Consider the following 22,884-nt stretch of genomic DNA (forward strand, 5'->3'; position numbering starts at 1 on the left):
AGGACACTCCCTCGTAACCGGACTCCGCCAGCACCTCCAGTACGACAGCAGTGATCCGCTGGTCCAGAGCCGCATCACGAGGACGGCCGCGCGCCTCCCCCTCGACACCATTTCGATACGTCACGTCCCGTATCGTAATGCACAGGGCTGAACGCCATCAACCAAACGTCTGCGTTCAGTACAGCTAGGTCAGCCGCGTCATTGCTGGTCGCGGTCCTCCCCCCGTGAGGACTGTGACCAACTGCGTGACCGGACGGGGCTGCCCCACCATTCGGCGGCAAGCGGCTCTTGCCTGCTCCGGCGACCGGCCGCCCCCCGTCAACTCGTGGCCGGTTGCCCGATGGCTTCCGGAGCCGGCGGTGTTGTAGTCATGCTGCGGCGGGCGTTCACCCGATCCGATCACCTGGTGCAGACGAGGTGATCGTGCGGATGTATCGGTGGGCGAGACGGTGCAGGTGCGTGAGGAGTTCCGGCGGTCCGGTGACGTCGAAGTCTGCGCCGAGCAGGCCCAGATGGACGGCGAGGGTCTCGACGGTGTCCGCGCCGGTGTGCAGGACGCAGGTGCGTTCGTCGAGGCGTTCGACCGTGCCGGCCGCCGGGCCGATGCGATCAGCGATGACCTCGGCCGGTGCGTGCACGGTGACCTGCGCCCGGTAGCGCCAGGCGGCGGCGGATGCCCGGCGGGAGACGTAAGCGGCGACGTCGACGTCGGGCAGGTCGCGCGGGGTGAAGCGGGGGCCGGTCGGGGTGCGGGGCCGGATCCGGTCGACGCGGAAGGTGCGCCAGTCGCTCCGTTCGACGTCCCAGGCCAGCAGGTACCAGCGGCGGCCCCAGTTGACGAGCCGGTACGGCTCGGCGGTGCGCACAGTGGCCGCGCCGGCGTGGTCGTGGTAGTCGAAGCGGAGCCGTTCCCGGTCGCGGCAGACCGCGCTCAACGTGGTCAGGATCGACGGGTCAACGCGGGGGCCGGCGTCGTCGCGGGGCACCGGCACCGTGTAGGTCTGCAGAGTGTTGACCCGGCGCCGCAGCCGCGACGGCAGCACCTGCTCCAGCTTGGCCAGCGCCCGCAAGGACGCCTCCTCGATCCCCGCGATGGCGCCGCTGGTGGCGGTCCGCAGGCCGACGGTGACGGCGACCGCCTCCTCGTCGTCGAGCAGCAATGGCGGCAGCGCGGCACCGGCACCGAGACGGTAGCCGCCGGCGGAACCGCGGGTGGCCAGTACCGGGTAGCCGAGGGTGCGCAGGCGCTCCACGTCGGTCCGCACGGTCCGTCCGCTCACCCCGAGGCGGTCGGCGAGTTCGGCGCCGGTCCACTCGCGTGGGGTCTGCAGGAGGGAGAGCAACCGCAGGAGGCGGGCGGAGGTTTCCAACATTCGTCAAGCATGCCGGACCATTAGGAACGATGTCGTCCTAATGGTCCGGCAGAGTCGATGACATGACCGAGATCGACACGGCCGAGATCCGTGATTTCCGTATCGACATCCCGCAGGCCGACCTGGACGATTTGACCGAGCGCCTGGCCCAGGTCCGCTGGGCCGACGAACTGCCCGACGCCGGCAACGACTACGGCGTGCCGCTGCACTACCTGCAGAACCTCGTCCAGCGATGGCGCGACAGCTACGACTGGCGCGCCTGGGAGGCGAAACTCAACTCCCACCCGCAGTTCACCACCACCATCGACGGGCAGAACGTGCACTTCCTGCACATCCGCTCGCCCGAGCCGGACGCCACACCGCTGCTGCTCACGCACGGCTGGCCGACCACCATCGTCGAGTACCTCGATGTGCTCGGCCCGCTGAGCGACCCCCGAGCGCACGGCGGCGACCCGGCCGACGCCTTCCATCTGGTGATCCCCTCGGTGCCCGGTTTCGGCTTCTCCGGCCCCACCACCGATCGGGGCTGGAACCGCTACCGGATCGCGAAGGCGTGGGCCGAGCTGATGCGCCGCCTCGGCTACGCGCGCTACGGCGCGCACGGCAACGACGGCGGCTCGCTCATCTCCCCCGAAGTGGGCCGACACGATCCCGATCACGTCATCGGCGTGCACGTCACCCAGGTCTTCTCCTTCCCCTCCGGCGACCCGGCCGAGCTGGCCGGCCTGTCCGAAGAGGACCAGAAGAAGGTCCAGTTCCTGCAGTGGTGGCTGGACAACGGCGGCGCGTACGACAAGCTGCAGTCCACCGCGCCGCAGACCCTCGCACACGCGCTGGCCGACTCGCCGGTGGGACAGCTGGGCTGGAACGCGCAACTGCTCGGCCCCAACCTCGACCCGGACTACGTGCTGACCAACACCATGATCTACTGGCTCACCAACACCGCCGCGTCCTCCGCGCGCCTCTACTACGAGGACTTCCACACCACCGACAAGCCCACCGAACCCACCACCGTGCCGCTCGGGCTGGCGAACTTCGCCTGGGACTTCCAGTCGATCCGCCCGTTCGCCGAACGCGACCACAAGAACATCCTGTCCTGGAACGTCTACGACACGGGCAGCCACTTCGCCGCGCACGACGCGCCGGACCTGCTGGTCGACGACATCCGCGGCTTCTTCCGTCAACTGCGCTGAACCGTGCCGACCGGGTGGTACGCGCGGCGGGCACCCTGCCGCGCGCACCCCTGAATTGAACTTCCAGGAGTACCGTCATGCAGATCCTGACCCGCCGCGCCCTCAACCGCGCCACCCTCGACCGGCAACTGCTCCTGCGCCGCGCCGACCTCACCCCGCTGCAAGCCATCGAGCACCTGGTGGGCCTGCAGGCGCAGACCCCGCACACCTGGTACGTGGGGCTGTGGAGCCGGCTCACCGCGTGCCGGCCCGAGGAGGTCTCGGCGCTGCTCACCCAGCGGCAGGCGGTGCGGATCGCCCTCATGCGCTCGACCATCCACCTCGTCAGCACGGCCGACGCGCTCACGCTGCGTCCGCTCCTACAGCCGGTACTGGACCGCGACCTGTTCGCCAACCACACCCATGGCCGGGCGATGCGCGGGCTGGACACCGGCCAGGTGATGGCCGCAAGCCGGGAGCTGCTCGACGAGCGGCCCCGCACCCCGGGCGAGCTCGGCCGGCTGCTGGCCCAGCGGTGGCCGGACCGCAACCCGGCGAGCCTCGCCTACGCGGTGCGCAACCTCCTGCCGGTCGTACAGACCCCGCCACGCGGCGTGTGGGGCGCGAGCGGCCGGCCCGTCCACGCGCCGCTCGAGTCGTGGGTGGGCGCGCCCCTGCGCACCGACCAGCCGATCGACGGAATGGTCCTGCGCTACCTGGCCGCGTTCGGCCCGGCGACCGTCCGTGACGTGCAGACCTGGTGCGGTCTGACCCGGCTGGCGGAGGTGCTCGACCGGCTCCGGCCCCGCCTGGTCACGTTCCGCGACGAGAACGGCGCGGAACTGTTCGACCTGCCCGACGCGCCCCGGCCTGATCCACAGGTCAACGCGCCCGCCCGGTTCCTGTACGACTTCGACAACCTGCTGCTGTCACACCACGACCGCTCCAGAGTGATCACCGACGGCCTCCGCCGGCAGAACTTCCCTCCGCACGGACCCGTTCCCCGACTGGTACTCCTCGACGGCTTCACCGCAGCGACCTGGACATTCACCACAGCGCACGGGGCAGCCACACTGACCGTGCACCCGTTCGCACCGCTGTCCGCGCTCGACCGCGACGCGTTGACCGTCGAGGGCGGCGGCCTGCTGGACCTGCTCGCCCCCAAAGCGTCACACGAGATCCGCTTCACCGCCCCAGGTCACCGAGACCACAGCGATCCCAGCAGCCGGTAGCCGGAGGAGTCCTCGCTGGCGCGCAGCTTGCCCCTCAATGCCATGGCTCTTGCTCCGCCGCGTTCAGGTCACATCGCAAGGGGTTCGGTGGCTGGCCCTCAAACCATAGAGGTGTTTCATAAGCGTTCACCTATGAAACAGCGGCCCGGCGTCCGGTCGTCCAGGGCGCTCCCGCCCTGATCTTGTTCCATGAGTCGTTTCAAATTCCTGGAGCTTTGAAACGCATCCATGAAACGATCGCGGCGTGAACGATGACGACTTTTCCCGCGTGGAAGCCTTCGACTGCCCGATGTCCTCCTGCGCAGCCCCGGCCGGATCGCCGTGCCGCACCGGCCGGGGCAAGGTGGCCGCCCAGTACCACACTGCCCGGTTCCGGCTCGTGCCGTCCCTGGCCAAGGTGCTCAACGTGCCGACCCCGGCGCTGCGCAAACCCGGGACCGCATGGGTGGAACTACCCCGCCCCGCCGCCGGCACCCGGACGTCCGGGCACGCCAAGATCGGATACGCCCGCGCCTCGACGGTGCGCCAGTCTCTGCAGACCCAGCTCGACTCCCTCCAGGCCGCCGGGGTCACCCGGATCTTCTCCGAGAAGATCTCCACCCGCGCCACGCGGCGCCCCGAACTCGAGCGGGCCGTCACCCTGGCGCGAGAGATGCGCGCCTCCGGCGTCGCGGTCACCCTGGTCGTCCACGAGCACAAGCGGCTCGGCCGCGGCCTGGCCCTGGCCGAGCTCGCCGAACAGCTGCGCGCCTGCGACGTCGGCCTGGAGTTCCTCACCGGCGAGCTGCAAGGCAGCCACGATCCGTCCGGCGTGGTGTTCACCGTGCTCGCGGCCCTGTCGGGGATGGAACGCGAATACATCCGCGACCGCACCCTGGAAGGCCACGAGTCCGCCCGCAAGAACGGCAAGGCCATCGGCGGCGCCGCCGTCACCGATGAGGCCATGCTGTCCATGGCACTGCATCTGCGCGACCAAGACCTCAGCCTCCGCGAGATCGCCTCCCGCCTGGTCATCACCCAGGGCGCCAAGAGGGGCCGGCACCCCTCCCCGGCCACCGTCATGCGCATGCTCCGCGACCACGACACCAGCATTGCCGAGCTGGGCGCCGGAGCCGACGATGCGAAGCAACAGCCGTAGTCCCTGACCGGTACCCGAGCCGCGAACTGCCCGTGGTCATGATCCAACACGGTGATCAAACCGAGACACCAATCGGAGACTCCCGTGTTATCGCAGGTCAGACGCTACTTCGTTGAAAATTTCTTCATTGCTACTGGGACCCCGGCGTTCGGCGGTCTGGATCTTCCTGTGCGCTTTGAGGAGCGCCAGGAGTGCCGGCGGGCACTGGAGCGTGAGCTTGCTCTTGCCCTTGCGTTGCCGAAGATCAGGCCGCCGCGGGACCGTTTCGGGCACTTGTCCGCGTGGCCAGTGCAGTCCTTCTGGCACGGACGCCGGTAGCAGGTATGGGCGCGCTTCTTGCAGTCCGACTTGCAGTCCCGAGTGTGCTGGTGACTGTCGTACGGGCGCGGACTGTTCGGCGACCGGTACGCGGCCACGCCGGAAGAGTGCGCTGACCTGCTCGACCAGGCCGTCACCGTGATGCAGGAACGCGCCGCCCGATTCGCCGGCGTTCTGCGCTCCCACACGCCGACCGTCGAGGGCCAGTCGGCCTCCACTCGTGTCAACTACCCGAAGCGCGATATCGGTCCTCTTCTCCATCGATCCCACGGCGAGTGAGGCGCATATCAGCCTCTACGTGGACGGCGAGGAGATCACGTACATCAAGCGGCTGCGGCGCCTCGGGAGACTTTCGGTTGAGCGCGAGCGGTCCGGCTACGAAGGGCTGAAGCTGTGGTTCCGAGAGGACTGCAAGGAGCCGGTTGTGCTCCAGACCAAGCCCACAATCCGGCTCTCATGGGACGTGAAGTCTCTTGGCGAGTGGTAGCCAGGGGCACAGGTGAGCGGGCTGATCACAGGGAAAGCGACTGCCAATCCAGTGGGAGCCACCTTGGGAGCCACCCGAGTGGACGATCATGAACTGTGGCGAACGGGACTGGACGGCGAGAGTGCCGTCCACTGAGGTGGCGAACGCATACGAACGCCAGAGAAGATCGTTTGGGGACCTCGTAAACAGAAGGTCGGGGGTTCACTTCCCTCGTCGGCTCGCAGCTCAGAGGCCCTTCGGGGAGATCCCGGAGGGCCTTTGTGATCTCCGTACAGTAGCGTGGAGCAGCAACGTGGTCTTTCGATGGCAGGAGTCGCGGTGGCAGAGACTCGGATGCTCACGTCCGCCTGCCGAGCGCGAGGGCGACCGACCAGCGAGAACAAGCCGGAGTCGCACGAGCGAATGCATGTCGCCTATGAAGGGAGAGGGCTGATCGAGCGTAGCTCCGTCTCCAGCTCCCTCCAGTAGCCGTCCTGGAGTCTCCCGTCCTGGTACCAGCTCACTGCCGGGCTGGCATCGATGCCTCCACCAGACCCGCGGTCCAGCCCGTCCGGGAGCATCTCGTGCGCGGCGGCGATAGACAGGTTCACCTCGCGGAGGTAGTCGCGGGCCCGGTCGTGGGCCCCGCCCCCCGAGGGCCACATCCAGTTGGGCAGGTCGTCGTCGATCTCCATGTCGCCGAGCTTGACGGTGCTCTCGAACTCCGCCTGGTACTGCGTTAACCTGCCGGAGAGCCAGGACAATGCCTGGCCGGTGGCTCCGCAGGCGTAGGCGAGGACACGCGCGTCCGCATGCATCACACGCAGGTACGCGTGCGCGTACTGCGACGTCCGTCCCGGCCAGGCGTCCGAGAACTGCCGGGCGCGGTCCTCGACGGTCTGCTGGAAGTCGACGAACAGTCTGGCGAGGTCGGAGCAGAGCGTGCCCCGCCGGCTCATCGCGTTCCAGTCGCCACTGTCCAGGTAGAACTTGACAGCCGGCGCGTCGTGCTGCGAGACGTCCTCCTCGACCCAGGGTTCCTTTGTCCACAAGGTCGCATGCCCGTCGTCCTGCCGGTTGGTGAGCCAATCCGTCGCCGAGCTGTACGAGTCGAAGAGCCCTTCCGCTCTGTCGTAGTTGACACCGCTGGCCAAGGCGAGGGAGCCGATGTTGGAGTAGTTGCGGTAGAGGACGATGGCTGTGTCCCTGATGGTTTCCCCCAAGCCCATGAGGTTGTTGTCCAGCCGCACCAAAGAATCCCACTTCAAGAAGTTCGCGGTGTTACGGAAGACCCCGTGGTTCATCGTGGAGTCCCCGGGCTCCCAGTTGACCAGGTTCCGCAGCCCATCGAACTGCTCTGGGAGGACGACAGGCAGCTTCCAGCCACCGCGGACGTCTTGGCCGTGCAGGGCCTCGCCCTGCTTCAGGGTCATGCCGGCGTCGTCCTGCATCTCCAGGCCGATCCTCTTCAGCTTCGTGCGGTCGACATCGATGTCGTGGACGGACGGCCACGAGCGGGACAGCTTCGGTTCCCCGGACCAGCCGGACCATAGTTGGGAAGGGACAGGTTCGCGGGCCATGCTGCGTCACTTTCGCGCGAAGGGCGTGGCAAAACGATCAACATGCTAGTACCAATCGGCGATGCAGATGAGAGTCGACATACCGTCCTCCGTTTGGAGAAGGGTTCACGTCCTGGACCTGTGGGAGCCGGGCATGAGACACCTTCTGGCCATCCCGTCTGCGGGAAGACGGCGTCGAAGCACCCTCGGCGGCCCTGCCGAGCCGGTGGCTGCCGCCTGCGGAGCGTGGCGGCATGCCAGCACATGGGAAACGCCGATAGCGCTGGGGACGCGCGCGGCCCTACCGGCGTTTCCCGCCCACGCCTTCCCCGCCTGACTGGCCGACTTCGTGCGCGCCCTGGCCGGAGACCCAGACCCCGGTGGACCTTGCCGGATGCATCGCCCTGGCAGCCATATCCACCGCAGCCGGCGGGCGGGCGGTCGTCAACGACCGCGGCACCTGGACGGAACCGGTCAGCTCAGAGGCCCTACGGGGCCTCTTCTGCTTTTCGGGGTGCAGCCGAATGCCGCTCTGAGCGGGCTGTTGTCGCTGGTCCACCAACATACGTGCAATGATCTTGCCTGCTGGAGGGTGCGGAGGAGAATCTGCCGCAGGTCAAAGCTTTATGCGGGGGTCGCAACGGTCACGAGCTGTAAAACCGTGTCCAGTTGGTCTGCTACCAGCTTCCCGCGCCGACTGGAGATCGCTTACGGGTTGCAGTTTGGGTTGCAGTTCCGCGCCGTACCACCGCGTCCCAAGATGATCGTCCAGTCGTGTCGGTCCAGGTTGAACGCCCTGGGACGATCGTCCTCCGAGCTGCTAATGCGGTTTGGTGGCAACACCATCCGGGGTTCAAATCCCCGATCCTCCGCAGGTAGAAGGCCCTCGCCCCGGTAACGGGGAGAGGGCCTTCGATCTTTTCGGGGGTCATAGTTGCAGTGCTAGTTGCAACGGCTACGGATTTCCCCAGAGCGCGGAGGCCAGGCGCTCCCCCGCGTCGCGCATCAGCGGTGTGGATACGTGGGTGTAGCGCTCGGTGGTCGTGACCCTCGTGTGGCCGAGGACCTGCTGGACGACTCGGATGTTCACACCCTGCTCGATGAGAAGTGTCGCGGCGGTGTGGCGGGCGTCGTGAACGCGGACGTCTCGGACGCCGGCCCGGCTTGAGGATGGCCTTCCAGTGCTTCCGGTCCTCGGTTCGTTCGATGGGAGTGCCGTGCTTGGTGGCGAACACCAAGTCGTGGTGCTGCCAGCGCTCCCCCGCCTTCTCGCGCTCGACGTCCTGTCCGCGTGGCCGGTGCAGTCCTTCAGGCAGGGCCGCTTGTAGCAGACGTGGCCGGGCTTGACGCAGTTCGGCTTGCAGGTCGGCCGGTGGCCGTGGATCTTGCATTTCTTGTGTGGCATGGCCGGCGGTGCCACTTCTCACCGCAGGCGTGCGGGTCCTCGCAGCCGTGCCGCCACTCTTGGCGCTGAACCTGGAACCAGGCGCGGATCTCGCCGGTGTCCATGTCGATGTACGCCCAGCGGAGCCCAAGAGCTTCGCCCTGGCGGATACCAAGCGCCAGCGCCACCGACCCAGCGGGTGCCGTTCCTCTTGGTCCTGGCCACGTCGAGAATGCGGCGAGCCTCCTCGCGCGTCAGTGGCTCGATCTCGGTTTCCGCGGCTGTGGGCGCCTCCACGAGGGTGGCCACGTTCCGTGTGACCTTGTCGCGTCGGACCGCCACCTTCAGGCCCCGGGAGAGCCGCCGTACTTCCGGCCCTCCGTCCGCCCGCCGTCCGGGCGTGCGGCCTGGGGGCCGGTCCCGGCCGGCGGCGGGACCCCGGTCCGGCCGCCGCACGCAGCACCGCCGTACCGACGGAACGCTCCGACCAAGGTTGCCGCGCCGCCGCACAGATACCGCCCTTACGATCGCCACGGCGTGGCCGGCCACCGTACGTGCTTGGGGACGATCGACGATCCAGGGTTCATTCCTCACCCTGGCTCACCGAGCAAGGTGGTTGATCGCCGACCTTGACCTCTGAACCGGCGGACTGCAGCGGATGAGCCAGGTGTCGCTGCCCATCTCTGGACGAAGTCATTGCCGCCGATCCGGCCGACAGTCGCGGTGGCCGCCGATCTCGTGACTGGTTCACGCAGGGCACTTCCGCAGAACGAAACGCTTGCGTACACTTCTCGAATGTGAACGGCACCGTTTCGATGAGGATCAGCCATGCCAGCGCGCCGACGGGGTGAGATCAGAGAAGAAGCCATCCTGCTCGCAGCCATGAGTCTGCTGAGCGAAGTCGGCTATGACCAGTTGACTATCGAGGCCATCGCGGAACGGGCCCGCGCCAGCAAGGCCACGATCTATCGGCGGTGGCCGGGCAAGGCCGACCTGGTGGCGACGGCCATACGGAGGTATGCGGGAACACCGGTGACCGCTCCACCCGACACGGCAAGCCTGCGTGACGACCTGGTGGCGGTTCTGCTGGGCCTGCGTGCCAGCCTCTCCGGTCAAGACAGCGCGCTCATTCTTGGACTGCTCGTCGCGATGCGCCGCGACCCCGATCTCGCGCACACCGTACGCCGACACGTCCTCGACCACAAACGCGATGTGTTCGCGGCCGTCATGGCCCGGGCCGTCGAGCGAGGCGAGATCCCCGCAACGATGGACCACGCACTCCTCGCCGAGATCAGCTCGGCAGCGCTGCTGTCTCGTCTCCTCGTCACCGGTGAACCCCTCGACGACCTGTTCCTGCACACGCTCGTAGACGCGGTGCTGCTTCCCATGCTCAGCCATCAACTCGGCCGACGATAAGGACCTCACGCAATGTGGCAGACGATTGTTCTCAGCTTCCTTGGCAGCCTCGTCGCCGGCAATGGACTGCCTCATTTCATCCGCGGCATCACCAGAAGGCGCTATCCGTGCGCCCTGGGCAATGGGCCCATCCCCAACCTCGTGGCAGGATGGGCCGGCCTCGTCGTCGGCGGCCTGCTGTTGTGGCGGGCGCATATCGACCGATACCCCGTGCTGTCCTTTGCCTCCATCTGTGTGGGCGTCTTGCTCATCGGTCTGTTCCATGCGGGTCCGGGCGCCTTCGGACGCAAGGAGGCATCGCAGTGAGCGCCCAGATGCTGTGCCCCGCGAAGCGCTCCATGCGACGGGTTCCCGTCGCAGATTGGGACAGGTGGGCTTGCAGGGGTCGGCGCGGCGGCCTCGTCCTGGGAGCGGGAACTACAAGGGAAGACGGGGAGGAGAAGGGGATGGTGGGCTACTGCGACAGCCCCGTGCGATGGGATTCCGCCACAACTGCCCGCCGTGCAAGTGCCACTTCTCTCCATAGGCGTGTGGATCGTCGCAGCCGTGCTGCCACTCCGATCACCGTGCCTCGATTCGGCTGTCCAACCACACCCTCATCCGCCTGGCCGTTCATCCCGTCTGCTGTCGGCCCGCCCGAAGGGGAAGCAGACCAGGGCCACGGATACTCCATCGGTACCCGTGGCCCTGGCCCATGCAGAGAGGCTCGCGCGTGGCCGCTACCTGAAGGCGAGGCCGGGCGTTCAGCTCGGCGGCGACGGCGTCGAGCTGGTCGCGGGTGTGGACCGACAGATCGGTGCTGTTGGGGACTACCCGAAAACGCCTGGTCGGCCGGTACGGCTGCTGATCTGATGCGCAGATGGGGATCTCACCGATGGCCGAAGCGGCACCAGACGCTGATCCGTGGTGCAGATACTTCGCCGGCCACGGACATCCGGGGGCCCGCCGAATCGGTGCGGGTGTCGAGGGCGTCGTCTACAGGCTGGGCGACGGCCAGGTCGCCAAGGTGTGGGCCGGTCGACCGCCGACCGAGCTCACCCGCCAGGTGTACGCGGACATCGCACGACACCGACTGCCCTTCGCCACCCCGGAGATCTTCGAGGTCCAGGAGCACGAGGGCATCGTGGTGACGTATGAGCGTGAGCTGCCCGGCGTCCCCATGCGTGGCGATTCCGCGCACGAGGACTACGAGCGCGAGCTGCCCGTCCACCACAGGAACGCGCTGCTTGCCGTCCTGCGTGGTCTCGCCTCGGTGCCGGGTACAGACGGGATGCGCCAGCTGACCGTCCAGGGCGACGACCGTCCGCTGTGGCAGAATCACGACCGCTTCCAGAACGCGCTCGCGGCGCTCGTGGTTCGAGCAGCGGCCCGGCACGGCGCTGCGCTGGCCGGGCAGGTGCCGAACTTCAGCGCGGGGGTGGAACGCACGCTGAACGCACTGCAGTCGCTGCCTGACGCTCCAGTCACAGCGATCCACGGCGATCTCGTCCCGCCCAGCATCCACACCGACGCCGCCGGCCGACCCGTCGCCGTACTCGATTTCGGCTTCTACACGACCGCAGGCGACCCGGCATTCGAGGCGGCCGTCACCGCAGCCATCTGGGACATGTACGGTCCGCACGCTGAGGAGCACACCGCGGAACTCACCCGGTTCTTCGCACAAGAACTTGGCTACGCACCCGCCACCCTCGCCGTCTACCAGGCGGTGTACGCCCTCACCACTTACGATCTCTTCGGTATGGCCGACAACGACGGGCACTTCCGATGGTGCGCCGAACAGTTGCGCCGCAACATCGTGTTCAGCGCCCAGGTGTCGTGACTACGGCTACTTCTTCCACGCCGGCGTCCGGCGGCCGGTTCCGCGTCCCCCAACGCGGGAGGCACGGGCCGTTCAGTAGTCTCGGCCGATGGCGAGGATCTTGGTCACCGGGATGTCGGGAACCGGCAAGTCCACGGCGCTGGAGATGCTGGCGGCCCGGGGGCATGGCGCCGTCGACACCGACACCGACCGGTGGAGCCACTGGGTGACCCTGCCGGACGGATCCACCGACTGGGTGTGGCGGGAGCAAGCCATCAGCGACCTGCTCGCCGATCACCGCGAGGGAGCCCTGTTCGTGGCCGGCTGCAAATCCAATCAGGGTCGGTTCTACTCTCGATTCGACCATGTCGTCCTGCTCAGCGCTCCCGCCGACGTCATACTCGCCCGCATCGCTGCCCGAACCGACAACCCGTTCGGCAAGCGCCCTGAGGAACGTGAGGCCATCCTGCGTGACCTGGCCGACGTGGAGCCACTGCTCAGGGCTACCTCCACTGTCGAGATCGACGCCTCTGCGCCGATCGACAGGGTCGTCCAGCAGCTTGAGGAACTGGCGAAACCGTTGCGTTGATCAGTGGTTCACGAACCCCCGAGCGTCCTTCCTTCGACGCACCGTGTAACTGATCATGGTGCGAAGGAGGCATTACACTCGTCGCGCATGCGGCTGAAGCTGATCTTCATGCTGGTCGTTCTCTACGCCATCACAGCGGCGCCCGAGTTCTTGCCGGGCGAGTGGCGGGTGATCGTCCAGTCTTCGACGGACGACGCGGTGGAGGTCTACTACCAGCCCGTGTCCCCCGCGCTGCTCAGGTCGTACGACGGCATCGGAGCGTTTCAGCGCGCGCAGGAGACCGCGCAGCTCCGGGCCGAGGCCCATCCCCATGATCTCGCGCCGCCGTACATCCTGCACGAGCCGTACCGGCTCGTCGCGCCCTACGTCACCCCCCGCGGGCGCGAGCTGGCGGCTCCACCGATCTCGGGAGTGAGCTGGTCCGACGGGCGAGGCGTCCCGTACCGGATCGTGCCCGAGGTACGGCCGGCGGAGAACAGCCACGCCGCGCTGAGGGCACTGATGGAAGAGGAGGGACCCTGGCCCCTCGACGAGCCTGGGGTGTCCGCCATGGGAATCCGCCCGGAGCTCAACAGGGTCGTCCTCGAAACGAACACCTTCGACCAGGACCTGCGCCGCAGGCTGGCCAGGAAATACGGCGGGCTCGTCGCCGTCGATTGGGATCCGTTCGGGGAGACACATGTGGGCCATTTCTGAGGGCCGGCGCACGGCGGTCCCGGCTGTCTCCGGGGCGTCATGTGATGGCCGGTTCGGTAACACGCCCACCACATGTCGCGACCAGAGGCCTTGAAGGCCGTCCGCAAGCTGCGGATCACGTCAGTGAATGCTGCCGTTCTCTTTCATGTACGCGCTGTAGATGAGCTTGTCGTCCGCGGAGAACGAGTCCTTGTCCAAGAACTCGAACCCGAACTCGCGGCGCACGATGTTCGTTCTGTTGTACAGCTCGTTGTCGGTGTTGGACCAGGCTCCGATGAGCTCCTTGTTGTCGGAATTCTGGATCTGGAACGTGTCACCGTCGAAGACGCCGCTCTTCACCCAGGTCTGTGCGGTCATCTTGTCGTAACTGTCGTACAGTTTGCAGGCCCCCGTCGTGTTCCGCCAGTTGAAGAAGAAGGTGGCTCCGCCGAGCGTCGCATTGATCACGAGGTTGCCGACGGAGTCCTTGTACAGCGTCCAGCGGACGGCCCCGTCCGTGGTGCTCTTGGCCGCGAAGAGCCACTTGTCGTCGCCGTCCGCGGACACGTAGGAGCTGAACCCGGTGTTGTACAGAAAGCCGACGAAGGCCGTACCGGTGGCGAACAGCGAGGAGGTCAGCCATTTGGTCGGAAGCGTCGGGTAGAGGTCGGCCAGCTCCCGATCGAGCTTCTCCCCGTTGTCCTGCGGCTTGGCCTTCGATCCACGGAGTTCGTGCACCCGCGCCAGCACTTCGCCGCGACGCTGCATCAGATTTTCCATGACCGGTCCTTTCGGATGGTTCGATGATGAGGAGGAACTCCAGGAGTCGGACCATGCCGAAAAGGGAGGTGACATGCTCATGAATTCCCGGCCATTCCGGCCGGGGTTAGAAATACCCGGGGCGTACGATCGCATAACCCGGCACGAGGTAGATTCAGTTCGAGAAAAAATGGGCCCCTGCGTGCCGGGATCGCGCGGTCCGAACGGGCAGGCGATCCGATATTGGCGCGGCGCCGCCGTCGCTGGTTCGCGCATGAGGGTCTCCGATCGTGGAAGCTTTCGCTATGAACACCTCCGCCGACGACGGCTCATCGGGACGGGCAGGCTACCGGCGATCGGCAGGGTCGCCGCGTGGTGAGGCCAGGCGTCGGGAACTGCTCGATCGGATCACTGACGACATCGCGGTCAACGGGCTCGTGGACTTCTCGCTCCGGCGTGCCGCGCGGGCGGCCGGCACCACGCACAAGGTGCTGCTCTACCACTTCGACGGCGCCGACGACCTGCTCAAGCAGGCGATACTCGGGCTGCGCGAGAAGCGGACCGTCAACGCGATGGCCGCCGCCACCGTAGGAGGCCGGACGCTGGCGGATCGGGTGCGCGCCATGTGGCCCATGATCGGCGGGGACGATCCCGGCCTGCGGGTGCTCGACCAGGCCATCGGCCTGGCGATGTACGACCCCGGCCGCTACGCGTGGCTCGGACGGGAGGCGTCGCGGCTCTATCTGCCGTCGCTGGTGTCGCTCTGTCCGGCGGACTGGTCGGACCGGCGCAAGTTCGAGGTCGCCGAGATGGTCCTGGGGGCGCTTCGAGGGTTCCTGGTGGAGTGGCGGACCAGCGGGGACTCCGAGGGGATCGCCGCGGGGTTCGCGGCCCTGGTCCGGGCACTGGAACGCGAGGAGGCCGCCGGCGAGTAGCCCGCCTGGGCGGCATCGAGCATGGACACCATGCGAACCACGTGGTTCACTTTCTGCATGGAACACATGCCCGCGAAGCGTGCCAAGGTGCGCTTCGCCAGCGGCGACACCGAGTGCGCCGCCTGGCACTATCCGGGGACCAACGGCGCCTGCGTGATCATGGCCGGGGGTTTCGCGGTGCCCAAGGAGCCGGCCACCGACCTGTTCGCGCAGCGATTCCAGGAGGCCGGTTTCAGCGTCCTCGCCTTCGACTACCGCGGTCTCGGCGAGAGCGGGGGCCGCTCGCGTCTCGTCCTCCCCGTCAGGAGCCAGCTGGCCGACTGGGATGCCGCGATCGCGTTCGCCGCGACCCTGCCGGAGGTCGATCCGGCCAGGCTCGCCCTCTGGGCCTTCTCCGCATCCGGCGGTCACGTCATCCGCGTCGCGGCGCGCAACCCGCGGCTCGCCGCGGTGATCGCCCAGACGCCGAACGTCGGCGGCCCGGCCGCCACCCGCAGCGTGTCGAGCTTCCAGAAGCCCTTCGGGATGCTGCGCTTCACCGGCCGGGGCATCGCCGACGCCCTCGGCGCGCTCGTCGGCCGCCCGCCCTTGCTGGTGCCGCTCGCCGGCGAGCCGGGCGCCGTCGCGATGCTCACGACACCGGACGTCGGGGACGGCCCCAAGGCGCTCGATCCGGAGAACAGGCACGCGCACTGGCAACAGCGGGTCGCGGCCCGCTCCGCGCTCCGTCTCGCGTTCTACCAGCCCGGCCGCGACACGCCCCGCGTACGGTGCCCGCTGCTCGTCCTCACCTGCGACCAGGATCAGACCGCTCCCCCCGGACCCGCCGTCGAGGCGGCACGGCGAGCACCCCGCGCAGAGCTGGTCCGCATGCCCGGCAGGCACTACGCGCCGTTCATGGAGATGCACGAGCGGGCCGTGGACGTCGAGCTGTCCTTCCTGCGCAGGCACCTGCTCGATCACACGCCCACGGAGCCGGGCACCGTCCCCGCGCGGCACTGAGGCGGACGGACGTGAAGGAGACGAGCCGTCCGCCTCGCTGTCACGCCACCAGGCCCTGCTCCGGCAGCTCGGCCAGCTTCACCGTGCAGAGACCGCCGCGCTCGGCCTTCACCTCGGTCACCTTGAGCTGCGTGCCGGGGGCGAGGATGAACTCCTCCTCGCCGGTGAAGGCGGAGAAGCTGCGGATGCCCACGGCCCGCGCGGGAAGCACCTCGAACAGCGTCCGCTTGCCGCGGCGGCCGAGGAACGCCTGGGCCACGCTCAGCTTCGACGTGCACGAGGACACGCCCCACCACGTCACGGTCCGGCCGAGCGGGTACTGCGCCCGCAGGTCGAGCGACACCCCGCGCCACAGCGGCTCCTTGCGGGCGGGCAGACGGGACACGGCCGAGAACAGCAGCCGGAGATACGGCAGGTAGGGGACGACCTGGGTGCGGTCCGGGTTGCGCAGGGTCGCGTTGATCTGCCGGTAGAACGCCGACTCGCAGGTGTAGAGGTACAGGGCCGCGACCTCGTCGGCGGACAGGCCGGCGGCCGCTCCCTCCGCCTGCTTCTCACCGAACCGGTGCGACTGCTCCACGTGCCAGTCGAGGCCCGGCAGCAGCTCGGCCGCCGGGGTGATGGCCTCGCGGAAGTCCATGAGCGGGGTGTCGAACACGCCGGTGATCGCGGGCAGTACCAGCCCCTCGTCCTTGACCCCGGCGAGCCGTTCCAGGTAGAGCTTGTGCAGCTCCATCGTGGAGGCGATGAACGCCCCCATCCGGTCGGCCGTGTCCGCGTCCGCCCCGCCGGGCCGCGCCGTGAGCCTGTTCCAGCCCTTGCTGGGCAGCCAGTCGATCTCGCCGGTCCCGAGCTCCCTGAGCGCCGTGTTCACCGCGGCGAAGTGGTCCCCGTCGCAGAAGATGTCGCCCTGTGCCGCGGGGTTGGGGTGGTCGATGTGCCGGACGTCCACCTCGGGGTACTTCTGCTGGAGCCGGAGGACGACCTCCTTCAGGCTGCGGGCGTGGACTCCCCACCACGCGAACACCACGCCCCTGTCCTCCTCGTCGGCGCTCTGCTTGGCCTTGAGGATCTCCTCGACGAGCTTCTCGACGACCGGTCGCCAGAACGCGGTGTGCTGGTCGGTGCCCATCGCCCCGTCGCCGCTGGCGGTGAGCGCGGCGTTCAGCAGCAGCACGCCCTGCGTGAGCATCGCCTGGAACCACTCGGGCGGCTGAACGGTGTCGTGCTCCTTCAGGAGGGCACGGATGGCGGCGATCGGCGTCTTCTTGGGGATGCCGTGCTTCCACATCGCCGCCGCCTTGATGATGCAGCGGATGGTGATGACCTTGCCGAACTGGCTGTCGGCCCAGTCGTGGAAAGTGTTGTCGAACATCGCGATGCCGGTGGCGCTCTCGGCCCGCGGGTACGGGTTCTGGCCGAAGACGACGACCTTCCACTTGTGCGGCGGGTTGGGCTTGAGCGCCTGGAAGGTCAGCTCCCGGACGGGTACGACGTTCGGGCTCCGGCCCGGGCCGATGAACGTGGCCGCGGCCGGCCGCGCCTCGATGACCGGCTTCAGGAGCGGCAGCCACGGCTCGCCGCCGCCCTTGAACAGCTCGGCGAGGGCCAGCGGGTCATCCGGGCCGGGCGGGGCAGGCGGGGTGGGGGCGTCGGTGTCGCGCATGGGGACTCCTGGCTGGGCGGGCGTGCCGGCGACGGCACGAGGTGGTCGAGGTGGGGGGAATTGTGCCGCGTGAGGACCCCGTATGTGAGGTCCAAGATCTCGTTCGCCCCCGAGGCGCGATATCTTCGCAGGTGCCGGAGACATCCCTCCCCCGCGACCGGAGTGAGCCATGACCGTCGAGCGCGTGCAGCCACCGCTCAAAGTAGTGCTGGCAGACGTCAACACTGAGGTGGTGCGGACGTGGCGGTCGGCGTTCGCCGACACCCCTGAGGTCGAGATCGTCCAGGGTTCGATCCTCGACCAGCACGTCGACGCCTGGGTCAGCCCGACGAACTCCCGCGGGCGGATGGACGGCGGCGTCGACGCGGTCATCAAGCAGTACCTCGGGGCGGGAATCCAGCTCCGCGTCCAGCGGGCGATCCGCGACCGGTTCGCGGGGTCGCTGCCGGTCGGAAGTGCCGTCTGCGTGCCGTCCGGGGCGGTCAACCCCAAGTTCCTCATCTCGACGCCGACCATGGTCCAGTCGTCGCAGGACGTGAGTGAGACGCTGAACGTGGCTCTGGCGTGCGCCGCCGCGTTCCAGGCCGTCCACATGCAGAACGAGAAGGAGCCGGGCAGCATCGGGTCGGTGGCGCTGGTCGGCATGGGCGCGGCGACGGGCCGGGTGCCGGCGAGGGTGTGCGCCAACCTGATGTGGACGGGCTACACCCTGTTCAACGACTACTCCTTCCAGGACTACGACGACCTGCGGAAGACCATTCGCGAGCAGCTCGACGACATCGACAGCCACCCCGAGGACGAGCGGGTGCGCATCGAGCCGCCCGGATCCCGCGGCTGACGCGGTGAGACCGGGCGGTCTCACCGCCCGGTCGCTCTGAGGCGCGGCACCCCGGCACGACCGCGTCCGTGAATCCGAATGCGGGCTTCGGCGGAGTAAAGGTGTACGCCGTCGAAGGGACACCCGCCGCATGACCGCCCCACCGGAGCCTCGCGCCCCACGATCCCGTGCCCGTCGAACGGCTCCGCCTCCTGCCGGAGCGGCCACCGGGCACACGGATCGAGCGGGGTGGCCGGGTTGCGCGTCCATCTAGTGCTCGCGGCCAAGCGCGCGGGTGTCCCGGTGCCGTCCGTGGCGCTCGAAGCGGCGCGTGAAGCGATCACGCGCGCCTTCCCGGTGCCGGCCGCGACCGTCAGGACGGCCGGATGGCGGTCGGCCGCCGGTGACACGGCGTTGCTGTCCTGGTCCAACGAGCCGGAGGGGCACGGGCTGCCGCTCGTGTGCTCGGGCGGCGGCCGGCTGACGGGCCTCACCGGGCATCTGGCCGAGCCCGCCGAGGTCGAGCGGTTGCTGGCCGCTCCCCGGCTGGGGGAGGCGGCAGTCAGTACCGGCGGCGTCTTCTCGGTCTTCCGGGCCGGCGAGGGGGAGGCGGGGGCGGCCACGGGGCTCACCCGGGCATGCCCCGTCTTCTACGCCGAGACCTCGGACGTCCATGTCGTCGGCAGCCGTGCGCTGCTCGTCCACCTGGTGGCCAGGGCGGCCGAGACGGCGTCGAGCCGGCCGGAGATCGTCTGGGACCTGCCGGCGATGGAGTCGATGGTCCGCACCGGGTACTTCCTGTCCGACGAGACGCCGTTCCACGGGGTCGGCGCGCTGCCGCCCGCCGCCGAGATCAGGATCACCGCCGGTAGCCGTGCCGTCATCGAGGCCCCGCTCCCCGAGGCGCGTCCGGCCCCCGTCTCCAGGCGGGCGACGCGCGCCCAGGTCGACGAGCTCGCCGACGCGCTGCTCGCCGCCGTACGGCCGCTGCGCAGCACCACCGAGCCGGTACGTCTGTCGCTCACCGGAGGCCGCGACAGCCGGCTCCTCGCCGCACTGCTGCACAAGGCGGACATCCCGTTCGTGACGTCGACCTCGGGATACGACGACAGCCCCGATGTGGTGATCGCCGGGCGCGTCGCGGAGGTGCTCGGCGTCCAGCACCGCGTCACCCGGCCGAAACGCTCCGAGGGCGGCACGGAGCTGATCGTCCCGCATCCCCGTGTTCGCACGCACAACGCGCTGTTCGCCTGCGAAGGCATGATCTCGGCGTACGAGAACATCCCCGGCGGCATGCGGTTCGACCCCACGCCCCGGATGTCCGGCCACGGCGGGGAGATCCTGCGGGGCGGCTTCCTGCAGAACCAGGACGACCTGGACGCCAAGGCCGTCAGGCGCAGGGTGGACGGCCTCTTCGGCAGGAACGCCGACCTGCTGACCAGGGAGGCCAGGGAGCACGGCCGCGCCCTGGCGTCCCCGTGGCTGGACCGCTGCCGGGAGGACGGCGCGGGCGTGCTGGACCGGCTGTACCTGACGTACCGCGTGGGCCGGTGGCACGCCGCGTCCCGCGCGTCGTTGCTGCGCGGCCAGAACCCCGTCCCGCCGTTCCTCGACAACCTGGTCGTACGGACCGCGCTGAGCATGGATCCGCTGTGGCGGCGCTCCGAGGCGCTCATCCACGGGGTGATCGGCGCCTTCGCGCCCCGGTTACGGGACGTCCCCGTGGAGGGCAGGCCGTGGCGGTTCACGACCGAGGCGGTGTCGCGCCGCACCCTGATGGACCGGCTCCGGCCGCCGAGGGCCCGGGCCGTCGAGGCCGGCGGTCCCGCCCTGGCCGGCAAGCCCTGGAACTGGCGGACGAAGCCCTCGCAGGAGCTGGTCGACCTGATGACCGCGGGCATCCTCGACGCGGGTGGAGCGCTGAAGGGCGACGGGCTCGCGCGCGTCGTCGACGAGGACGCCGTGGCGCGGCTGCCGGAGTCCCGGATGGACGTCCTGTGGCATCTGTACACGGTCTCGGTGATGCTGACGGACGCCTTCTCGGCGCCCGCCCTTCCCGACCTTCCCCCGGTGCACGTTCCCGTGCCGGGCTCCCCGCCCGAGCGTCACCGGTCGTGACGGCCGGGGCGTGCGCGCACCAGGACGACGCCGACCGCGAGCGCCGTGGCCAGGCAGACAGGGGTGTAGAGGAACAGGTTCAGCCGGTAGAACGCGCTTCCGGTGTCCGTGCCGAGGCCGAAGGCCCATGCCAGGCCGAGCTCACCGCGCACCAGCACACCGGCGCCCACGGCCAGCGTGATCGCCCTGGCCGCCCACCCGCCCCGGCCGCCGGAGGCCGCCGCCACCGACACGGCCGCCACGCTCAGCAGGAGGACGAGCGGCAGCAGCACCCGGGCGGTGAAGGGCACCTCGACGTCGAGGACGGCCAGCGACAGCGCGCGGGGGTCGGCGACGGGCCGGACCAGCCAGAACAGGTGGGCCAGTGCGTCGAGAAGCAGGACGGCGGCCGCGAACGCGCCGGGACGTGAGATCTTCATGCCCTCCAGGAGGCGGCGAACTTGCCGATGGTTCCATGGAACCTTCTGCCCCCGCGCCGCCTCTGGAAGAACATGAACTGGCCTGTTGCCGACCTGGACCCGGTGCGCCGGCTGCGCGTGCTCGCCGCCGGAGTCCCCGGCGCGCGTGTCGCCGAGCGGATGCTTCCCGCCCCCTTCGAGCTGGTCTGGGAGGTGGTGAGCGACCTGGAACGGGAGTTCGGCACCTTCGAGCCCGACATGCGGCGCCTGCGGATCGTCGCGGACGACGGGGGCGGGCGGCTGACGGCCGAGGCCCGCAGCAGGTACGGCATGCGTGCCCGCTTCGACGTCGACCTGCGGCCCGGCTGGTGCTGGATGCAGAGCAGGTTCCTGCTCGTCGGCCTGGCGGCGACCGCCGTTCCGGGAGGCACGCTGGTGGCGCAGACCGGCGGCATCCGCGTGCCCGGACGTGCCGCGCTGGTGCCCCTGGGCGTCAGGACGGCCGGGGAGAAGGCCCTCGCGCGGCTGGCCGCGCGGATCGCCGAGCGTGCCCGATGACCGCGGCGCTCGTCCTGGCCGCTCAACGTGGAGACACGATGGCGATGAACGACCTGCTCAGCGAGCTGACGCCGTACCTCGGCCGGATCTGCGGCCCGATCGCGCTCGACAGCGGGCAGGACGCGGTGCAGGAGGCGTTGATCGCCGTCTTCCGCAACCTGCGCGCGCTGCGGGAGCCCGACGCGCTGTACGGCTGGGCGCGGGCGATAGCGGTGAGAGAGGCCGTCAGGATCGCCAGGCGCGACAACCGGATCGGCTCCGCGGAGCCGGGCGACCTGCCGTCGCGCCAGGACGTGGAGCATGCGGTGGACATCCGCGACGTCCTGGAACGGCTCACGCCCGAGCACCGCGCCGTGCTGGTGCTCCGTGACGTCGAAGGGCTCGACGAGGCCACCGCGGCCAGGCTGCTGGAGGTGCCGGTGGGCACGGTCAAGTCCCGGCTGGCGCGGGCCCGGCTGAGCTTCCGCAGAGCCTGGCAGTCGTGAGGGAACCTCGGCGGGTCCGCCGCCCTCTTCCGATCGGACATCCACCGATCGGAGGACACCGATGCGAACCCGCACCCTCGTGGTCCTGGCCACGACTCTCACGCTGCTCGTCTGCGCGGCCCTGTACGGCGCCTACGGCTACCGCCCGGCGCGGCAGAGCGGCTACCGGCCCGCCCACGCCGAGCGTGGGCAGTTCCTGGAGACGCCGCTGGCCCGGTTCCACTACGTCAAGCAAGGCACCGGATCGCCGGTGGTGCTGCTGTCCCCCGGGGCCTCCTGGGTGTACGGCTGGCGCCGGCAACTGCCCGAGCTGGCCCGCGAGCACACGGTCTACGTGGTGGACCTGCCGGGTCAGGGCTTCACCACCTTGAAGGACCGCGGCTTCACCTGGGACCTGGACGGGATGACCGAGGCGATCGGCGCCTTCCTCGACGCGGCGGGCATCGAGCGCCCGGCGCTGGGCGGCCTGTCGTGGAGCGGCGGGTGGGCGCTGGCCTACGCGCAGCGGCATCCCGGGCAAGTGGCCGGCCTGCTCCTGCTGGCGCCCTCAGGCGCGGCCACCCGCGACACCTGGGTCTACGAGATCATGAAATATCCCGTCATCGGGGAGCTGTGGAACAACTGGTTCTACGCGGACAGGTCGAGCTCGCTGGAAGCGCTCAAGCGCATCCACGTCCACCAGGACCAGGTGACGGAGGAGGACGTGGACGCCTTCTGGGCGCCCGGCACCCTCGACGACAACCTGGAGAGCCAGTACCTGCTCGAACGCGGCCTCGACTGGAGCGAGACCATCGCCGCCATGCCGCGCACCACCACGCCCGCCCTGGTGGTCTGGGGCCGGCAGGACACGGTCAACCCCGTCGGCCAGGCGCGCGAGTTCCGCCGGCTGATGCCCGGCGCCCGGGTCCACGAGCTGGACGGTTGCGGCCACGCCCTCACCACCGACTGCACCCAGCAGGTCAACCGGCTCATGGCGGACTTCCTGACCTCCATGTGACGGCGTTCGAGGAGCAGCGATGCGGATCT

At 69.1% G+C, this 22,884-nt stretch carries 23 protein-coding genes; 17 read left to right on the forward strand and 6 right to left on the reverse strand.

What is annotated here, in order from left to right; translation table 11 throughout:
- Positions 1–386 precede the first annotated feature (386 nt).
- Positions 387–1,373, reverse strand: coding sequence for a YafY family protein (locus AB0H64_RS30340; protein ID WP_357631416.1), 987 nt, complete (start codon positions 1,371–1,373; stop codon positions 387–389).
- 62 nt (positions 1,374–1,435) lie between these two features.
- On the opposite strand from AB0H64_RS30340, the gene AB0H64_RS30345 reads away from it, so the two are divergent.
- The 4 genes from AB0H64_RS30345 (at position 1,436) to AB0H64_RS30360 (ending at position 5,720) form a co-directional block, all read left to right on the forward strand.
- The gene (locus AB0H64_RS30345; RefSeq protein ID WP_357631418.1) at positions 1,436–2,566 is read left to right on the forward strand and encodes an epoxide hydrolase family protein; all 1,131 of its coding nucleotides are present in this window, start codon (positions 1,436–1,438) and stop codon (positions 2,564–2,566) included.
- A gap of 77 nt (positions 2,567–2,643) precedes the next feature.
- The gene (locus AB0H64_RS30350) at positions 2,644–3,777 is read left to right on the forward strand and encodes a winged helix DNA-binding domain-containing protein (RefSeq protein WP_357631422.1); all 1,134 of its coding nucleotides are present in this window, start codon (positions 2,644–2,646) and stop codon (positions 3,775–3,777) included.
- A 244-nt stretch (positions 3,778–4,021) separates the two neighbouring features.
- Positions 4,022–4,915 (forward strand): recombinase family protein, encoded by an 894-nt coding sequence (locus tag AB0H64_RS30355; RefSeq protein WP_357631425.1) that lies wholly within the window; start codon positions 4,022–4,024, stop codon positions 4,913–4,915.
- A gap of 616 nt (positions 4,916–5,531) precedes the next feature.
- Positions 5,532–5,720, forward strand: a complete 189-nt coding sequence (locus AB0H64_RS30360) for a hypothetical protein (RefSeq protein WP_357631427.1) — start codon at positions 5,532–5,534, stop codon at positions 5,718–5,720.
- Positions 5,721–6,133: 413 nt separating this feature from the next.
- On the opposite strand, the gene AB0H64_RS30365 is transcribed toward AB0H64_RS30360, so the two are convergent.
- A complete protein-coding gene (locus AB0H64_RS30365) occupies positions 6,134–7,279 on the reverse strand; it encodes a hypothetical protein (RefSeq protein ID WP_357631430.1) in 1,146 nt (381 codons plus the stop codon).
- Positions 7,280–8,213: 934 nt separating this feature from the next.
- Positions 8,214–8,663, reverse strand: a complete 450-nt coding sequence (locus AB0H64_RS30370) for a tyrosine-type recombinase/integrase (protein ID WP_357631432.1) — start codon at positions 8,661–8,663, stop codon at positions 8,214–8,216.
- 807 nt (positions 8,664–9,470) lie between these two features.
- Here AB0H64_RS30370 and AB0H64_RS30375 point away from each other — a divergent pair.
- From AB0H64_RS30375 to AB0H64_RS30400, 6 genes are all read left to right on the forward strand, one after another.
- Positions 9,471–10,058, forward strand: a complete 588-nt coding sequence (locus AB0H64_RS30375) for a TetR/AcrR family transcriptional regulator (protein WP_357631434.1) — start codon at positions 9,471–9,473, stop codon at positions 10,056–10,058.
- A 12-nt stretch (positions 10,059–10,070) separates the two neighbouring features.
- Complete coding sequence (locus AB0H64_RS30380) at positions 10,071–10,364, forward strand: hypothetical protein (RefSeq protein WP_357631436.1); 294 nt, start codon at positions 10,071–10,073, stop codon at positions 10,362–10,364.
- A gap of 375 nt (positions 10,365–10,739) precedes the next feature.
- A complete protein-coding gene (locus AB0H64_RS30385) occupies positions 10,740–10,910 on the forward strand; it encodes a hypothetical protein (protein WP_357631439.1) in 171 nt (56 codons plus the stop codon).
- A gap of 22 nt (positions 10,911–10,932) precedes the next feature.
- Entirely contained in the window at positions 10,933–11,877 is a 945-nt protein-coding gene (locus tag AB0H64_RS30390) for an aminoglycoside phosphotransferase family protein (protein WP_357631442.1), read from the forward strand.
- A gap of 88 nt (positions 11,878–11,965) precedes the next feature.
- Positions 11,966–12,445, forward strand: a complete 480-nt coding sequence (locus tag AB0H64_RS30395; RefSeq protein ID WP_357631445.1) for an AAA family ATPase — start codon at positions 11,966–11,968, stop codon at positions 12,443–12,445.
- An 87-nt stretch (positions 12,446–12,532) separates the two neighbouring features.
- A complete protein-coding gene (locus AB0H64_RS30400; protein ID WP_357631448.1) occupies positions 12,533–13,141 on the forward strand; it encodes a hypothetical protein in 609 nt (202 codons plus the stop codon).
- A gap of 120 nt (positions 13,142–13,261) precedes the next feature.
- On the opposite strand, the gene AB0H64_RS30405 is transcribed toward AB0H64_RS30400, so the two are convergent.
- Positions 13,262–13,900 carry a hypothetical protein gene (locus tag AB0H64_RS30405; RefSeq protein ID WP_357631450.1) on the reverse strand — a complete coding sequence of 213 codons (639 nt, stop codon included), beginning with the start codon at positions 13,898–13,900 and terminating at the stop codon, positions 13,262–13,264.
- A gap of 269 nt (positions 13,901–14,169) precedes the next feature.
- Between AB0H64_RS30405 and AB0H64_RS30410 the strand changes: the two genes are divergently transcribed.
- Together AB0H64_RS30410 and AB0H64_RS30415 are read left to right on the forward strand one after the other, a co-directional pair.
- Positions 14,170–14,814 (forward strand): hypothetical protein, encoded by a 645-nt coding sequence (locus AB0H64_RS30410; protein ID WP_357631453.1) that lies wholly within the window; start codon positions 14,170–14,172, stop codon positions 14,812–14,814.
- A gap of 66 nt (positions 14,815–14,880) precedes the next feature.
- Positions 14,881–15,816, forward strand: a complete 936-nt coding sequence (locus AB0H64_RS30415) for an alpha/beta fold hydrolase (RefSeq protein ID WP_357631456.1) — start codon at positions 14,881–14,883, stop codon at positions 15,814–15,816.
- Between the two features lie 40 nt (positions 15,817–15,856).
- On the opposite strand, the gene AB0H64_RS30420 is transcribed toward AB0H64_RS30415, so the two are convergent.
- Positions 15,857–17,482 carry an ADP-ribosyltransferase domain-containing protein gene (locus AB0H64_RS30420; protein ID WP_357631459.1) on the reverse strand — a complete coding sequence of 542 codons (1,626 nt, stop codon included), beginning with the start codon at positions 17,480–17,482 and terminating at the stop codon, positions 15,857–15,859.
- A 169-nt stretch (positions 17,483–17,651) separates the two neighbouring features.
- On the opposite strand from AB0H64_RS30420, the gene AB0H64_RS30425 reads away from it, so the two are divergent.
- Positions 17,652–18,320 carry a macro domain-containing protein gene (locus AB0H64_RS30425; protein WP_357631462.1) on the forward strand — a complete coding sequence of 223 codons (669 nt, stop codon included), beginning with the start codon at positions 17,652–17,654 and terminating at the stop codon, positions 18,318–18,320.
- A 237-nt stretch (positions 18,321–18,557) separates the two neighbouring features.
- Complete coding sequence (locus AB0H64_RS30430) at positions 18,558–20,417, forward strand: asparagine synthase-related protein (RefSeq protein WP_357631465.1); 1,860 nt, start codon at positions 18,558–18,560, stop codon at positions 20,415–20,417.
- On the opposite strand, the gene AB0H64_RS30435 is transcribed toward AB0H64_RS30430, so the two are convergent.
- Positions 20,405–20,836 (reverse strand): hypothetical protein, encoded by a 432-nt coding sequence (locus tag AB0H64_RS30435; RefSeq protein ID WP_357631468.1) that lies wholly within the window; start codon positions 20,834–20,836, stop codon positions 20,405–20,407. The two genes, AB0H64_RS30430 and AB0H64_RS30435, sit on opposite strands and share 13 nt — an antisense overlap.
- Positions 20,837–20,908: 72 nt before the next feature.
- Between AB0H64_RS30435 and AB0H64_RS30440 the strand changes: the two genes are divergently transcribed.
- The 3 genes from AB0H64_RS30440 to AB0H64_RS30450 all read left to right on the forward strand — a co-directional run bounded on the left by AB0H64_RS30440 (position 20,909) and on the right by AB0H64_RS30450 (position 22,855).
- Positions 20,909–21,373: a hypothetical protein gene (locus tag AB0H64_RS30440; RefSeq protein ID WP_357631470.1), complete on the forward strand. Its 465-nt coding sequence runs from the start codon at positions 20,909–20,911 to the stop codon at positions 21,371–21,373.
- Positions 21,374–21,411: 38 nt separating this feature from the next.
- Positions 21,412–21,858: a sigma-70 family RNA polymerase sigma factor gene (locus AB0H64_RS30445; RefSeq protein ID WP_357631473.1), complete on the forward strand. Its 447-nt coding sequence runs from the start codon at positions 21,412–21,414 to the stop codon at positions 21,856–21,858.
- A 61-nt stretch (positions 21,859–21,919) separates the two neighbouring features.
- Complete coding sequence (locus tag AB0H64_RS30450) at positions 21,920–22,855, forward strand: alpha/beta hydrolase (RefSeq protein ID WP_357631476.1); 936 nt, start codon at positions 21,920–21,922, stop codon at positions 22,853–22,855.
- The last annotated feature ends 29 nt before the right edge of the window (positions 22,856–22,884 follow it).

This window comes from Nonomuraea sp. NPDC050733 (genome assembly GCF_040654215.1).
GTDB lineage: Bacteria > Actinomycetota > Actinomycetes > Streptosporangiales > Streptosporangiaceae > Nonomuraea.

Excerpts from the sequence above, each read along its gene's own strand:
- AB0H64_RS30340 (WP_357631416.1), bottom strand. The coding sequence starts at position 1,373 with ATGTTGGAAACCTCCGCCCGCCTCCTGCGGTTGCTCTCCCTCCTGCAG.
- AB0H64_RS30345 (WP_357631418.1), top strand. The coding sequence starts at position 1,436 with ATGACCGAGATCGACACGGCCGAGATCCGTGATTTCCGTATCGACATC.
- AB0H64_RS30350 (WP_357631422.1), top strand. The coding sequence starts at position 2,644 with ATGCAGATCCTGACCCGCCGCGCCCTCAACCGCGCCACCCTCGACCGG.
- AB0H64_RS30365 (WP_357631430.1), bottom strand. The coding sequence starts at position 7,279 with ATGGCCCGCGAACCTGTCCCTTCCCAACTATGGTCCGGCTGGTCCGGG.
- AB0H64_RS30370 (WP_357631432.1), bottom strand. The coding sequence starts at position 8,663 with ATGCCACACAAGAAATGCAAGATCCACGGCCACCGGCCGACCTGCAAG.
- AB0H64_RS30375 (WP_357631434.1), top strand. The coding sequence starts at position 9,471 with ATGCCAGCGCGCCGACGGGGTGAGATCAGAGAAGAAGCCATCCTGCTC.
- AB0H64_RS30380 (WP_357631436.1), top strand. The coding sequence starts at position 10,071 with ATGTGGCAGACGATTGTTCTCAGCTTCCTTGGCAGCCTCGTCGCCGGC.
- AB0H64_RS30390 (WP_357631442.1), top strand. The coding sequence starts at position 10,933 with ATGGCCGAAGCGGCACCAGACGCTGATCCGTGGTGCAGATACTTCGCC.
- AB0H64_RS30395 (WP_357631445.1), top strand. The coding sequence starts at position 11,966 with ATGGCGAGGATCTTGGTCACCGGGATGTCGGGAACCGGCAAGTCCACG.
- AB0H64_RS30400 (WP_357631448.1), top strand. The coding sequence starts at position 12,533 with ATGCGGCTGAAGCTGATCTTCATGCTGGTCGTTCTCTACGCCATCACA.
- AB0H64_RS30405 (WP_357631450.1), bottom strand. The coding sequence starts at position 13,900 with ATGGAAAATCTGATGCAGCGTCGCGGCGAAGTGCTGGCGCGGGTGCAC.
- AB0H64_RS30415 (WP_357631456.1), top strand. The coding sequence starts at position 14,881 with ATGCCCGCGAAGCGTGCCAAGGTGCGCTTCGCCAGCGGCGACACCGAG.
- AB0H64_RS30420 (WP_357631459.1), bottom strand. The coding sequence starts at position 17,482 with ATGCGCGACACCGACGCCCCCACCCCGCCTGCCCCGCCCGGCCCGGAT.
- AB0H64_RS30425 (WP_357631462.1), top strand. The coding sequence starts at position 17,652 with ATGACCGTCGAGCGCGTGCAGCCACCGCTCAAAGTAGTGCTGGCAGAC.
- AB0H64_RS30435 (WP_357631468.1), bottom strand. The coding sequence starts at position 20,836 with ATGAAGATCTCACGTCCCGGCGCGTTCGCGGCCGCCGTCCTGCTTCTC.
- AB0H64_RS30440 (WP_357631470.1), top strand. The coding sequence starts at position 20,909 with ATGAACTGGCCTGTTGCCGACCTGGACCCGGTGCGCCGGCTGCGCGTG.
- AB0H64_RS30445 (WP_357631473.1), top strand. The coding sequence starts at position 21,412 with ATGGCGATGAACGACCTGCTCAGCGAGCTGACGCCGTACCTCGGCCGG.
- AB0H64_RS30450 (WP_357631476.1), top strand. The coding sequence starts at position 21,920 with ATGCGAACCCGCACCCTCGTGGTCCTGGCCACGACTCTCACGCTGCTC.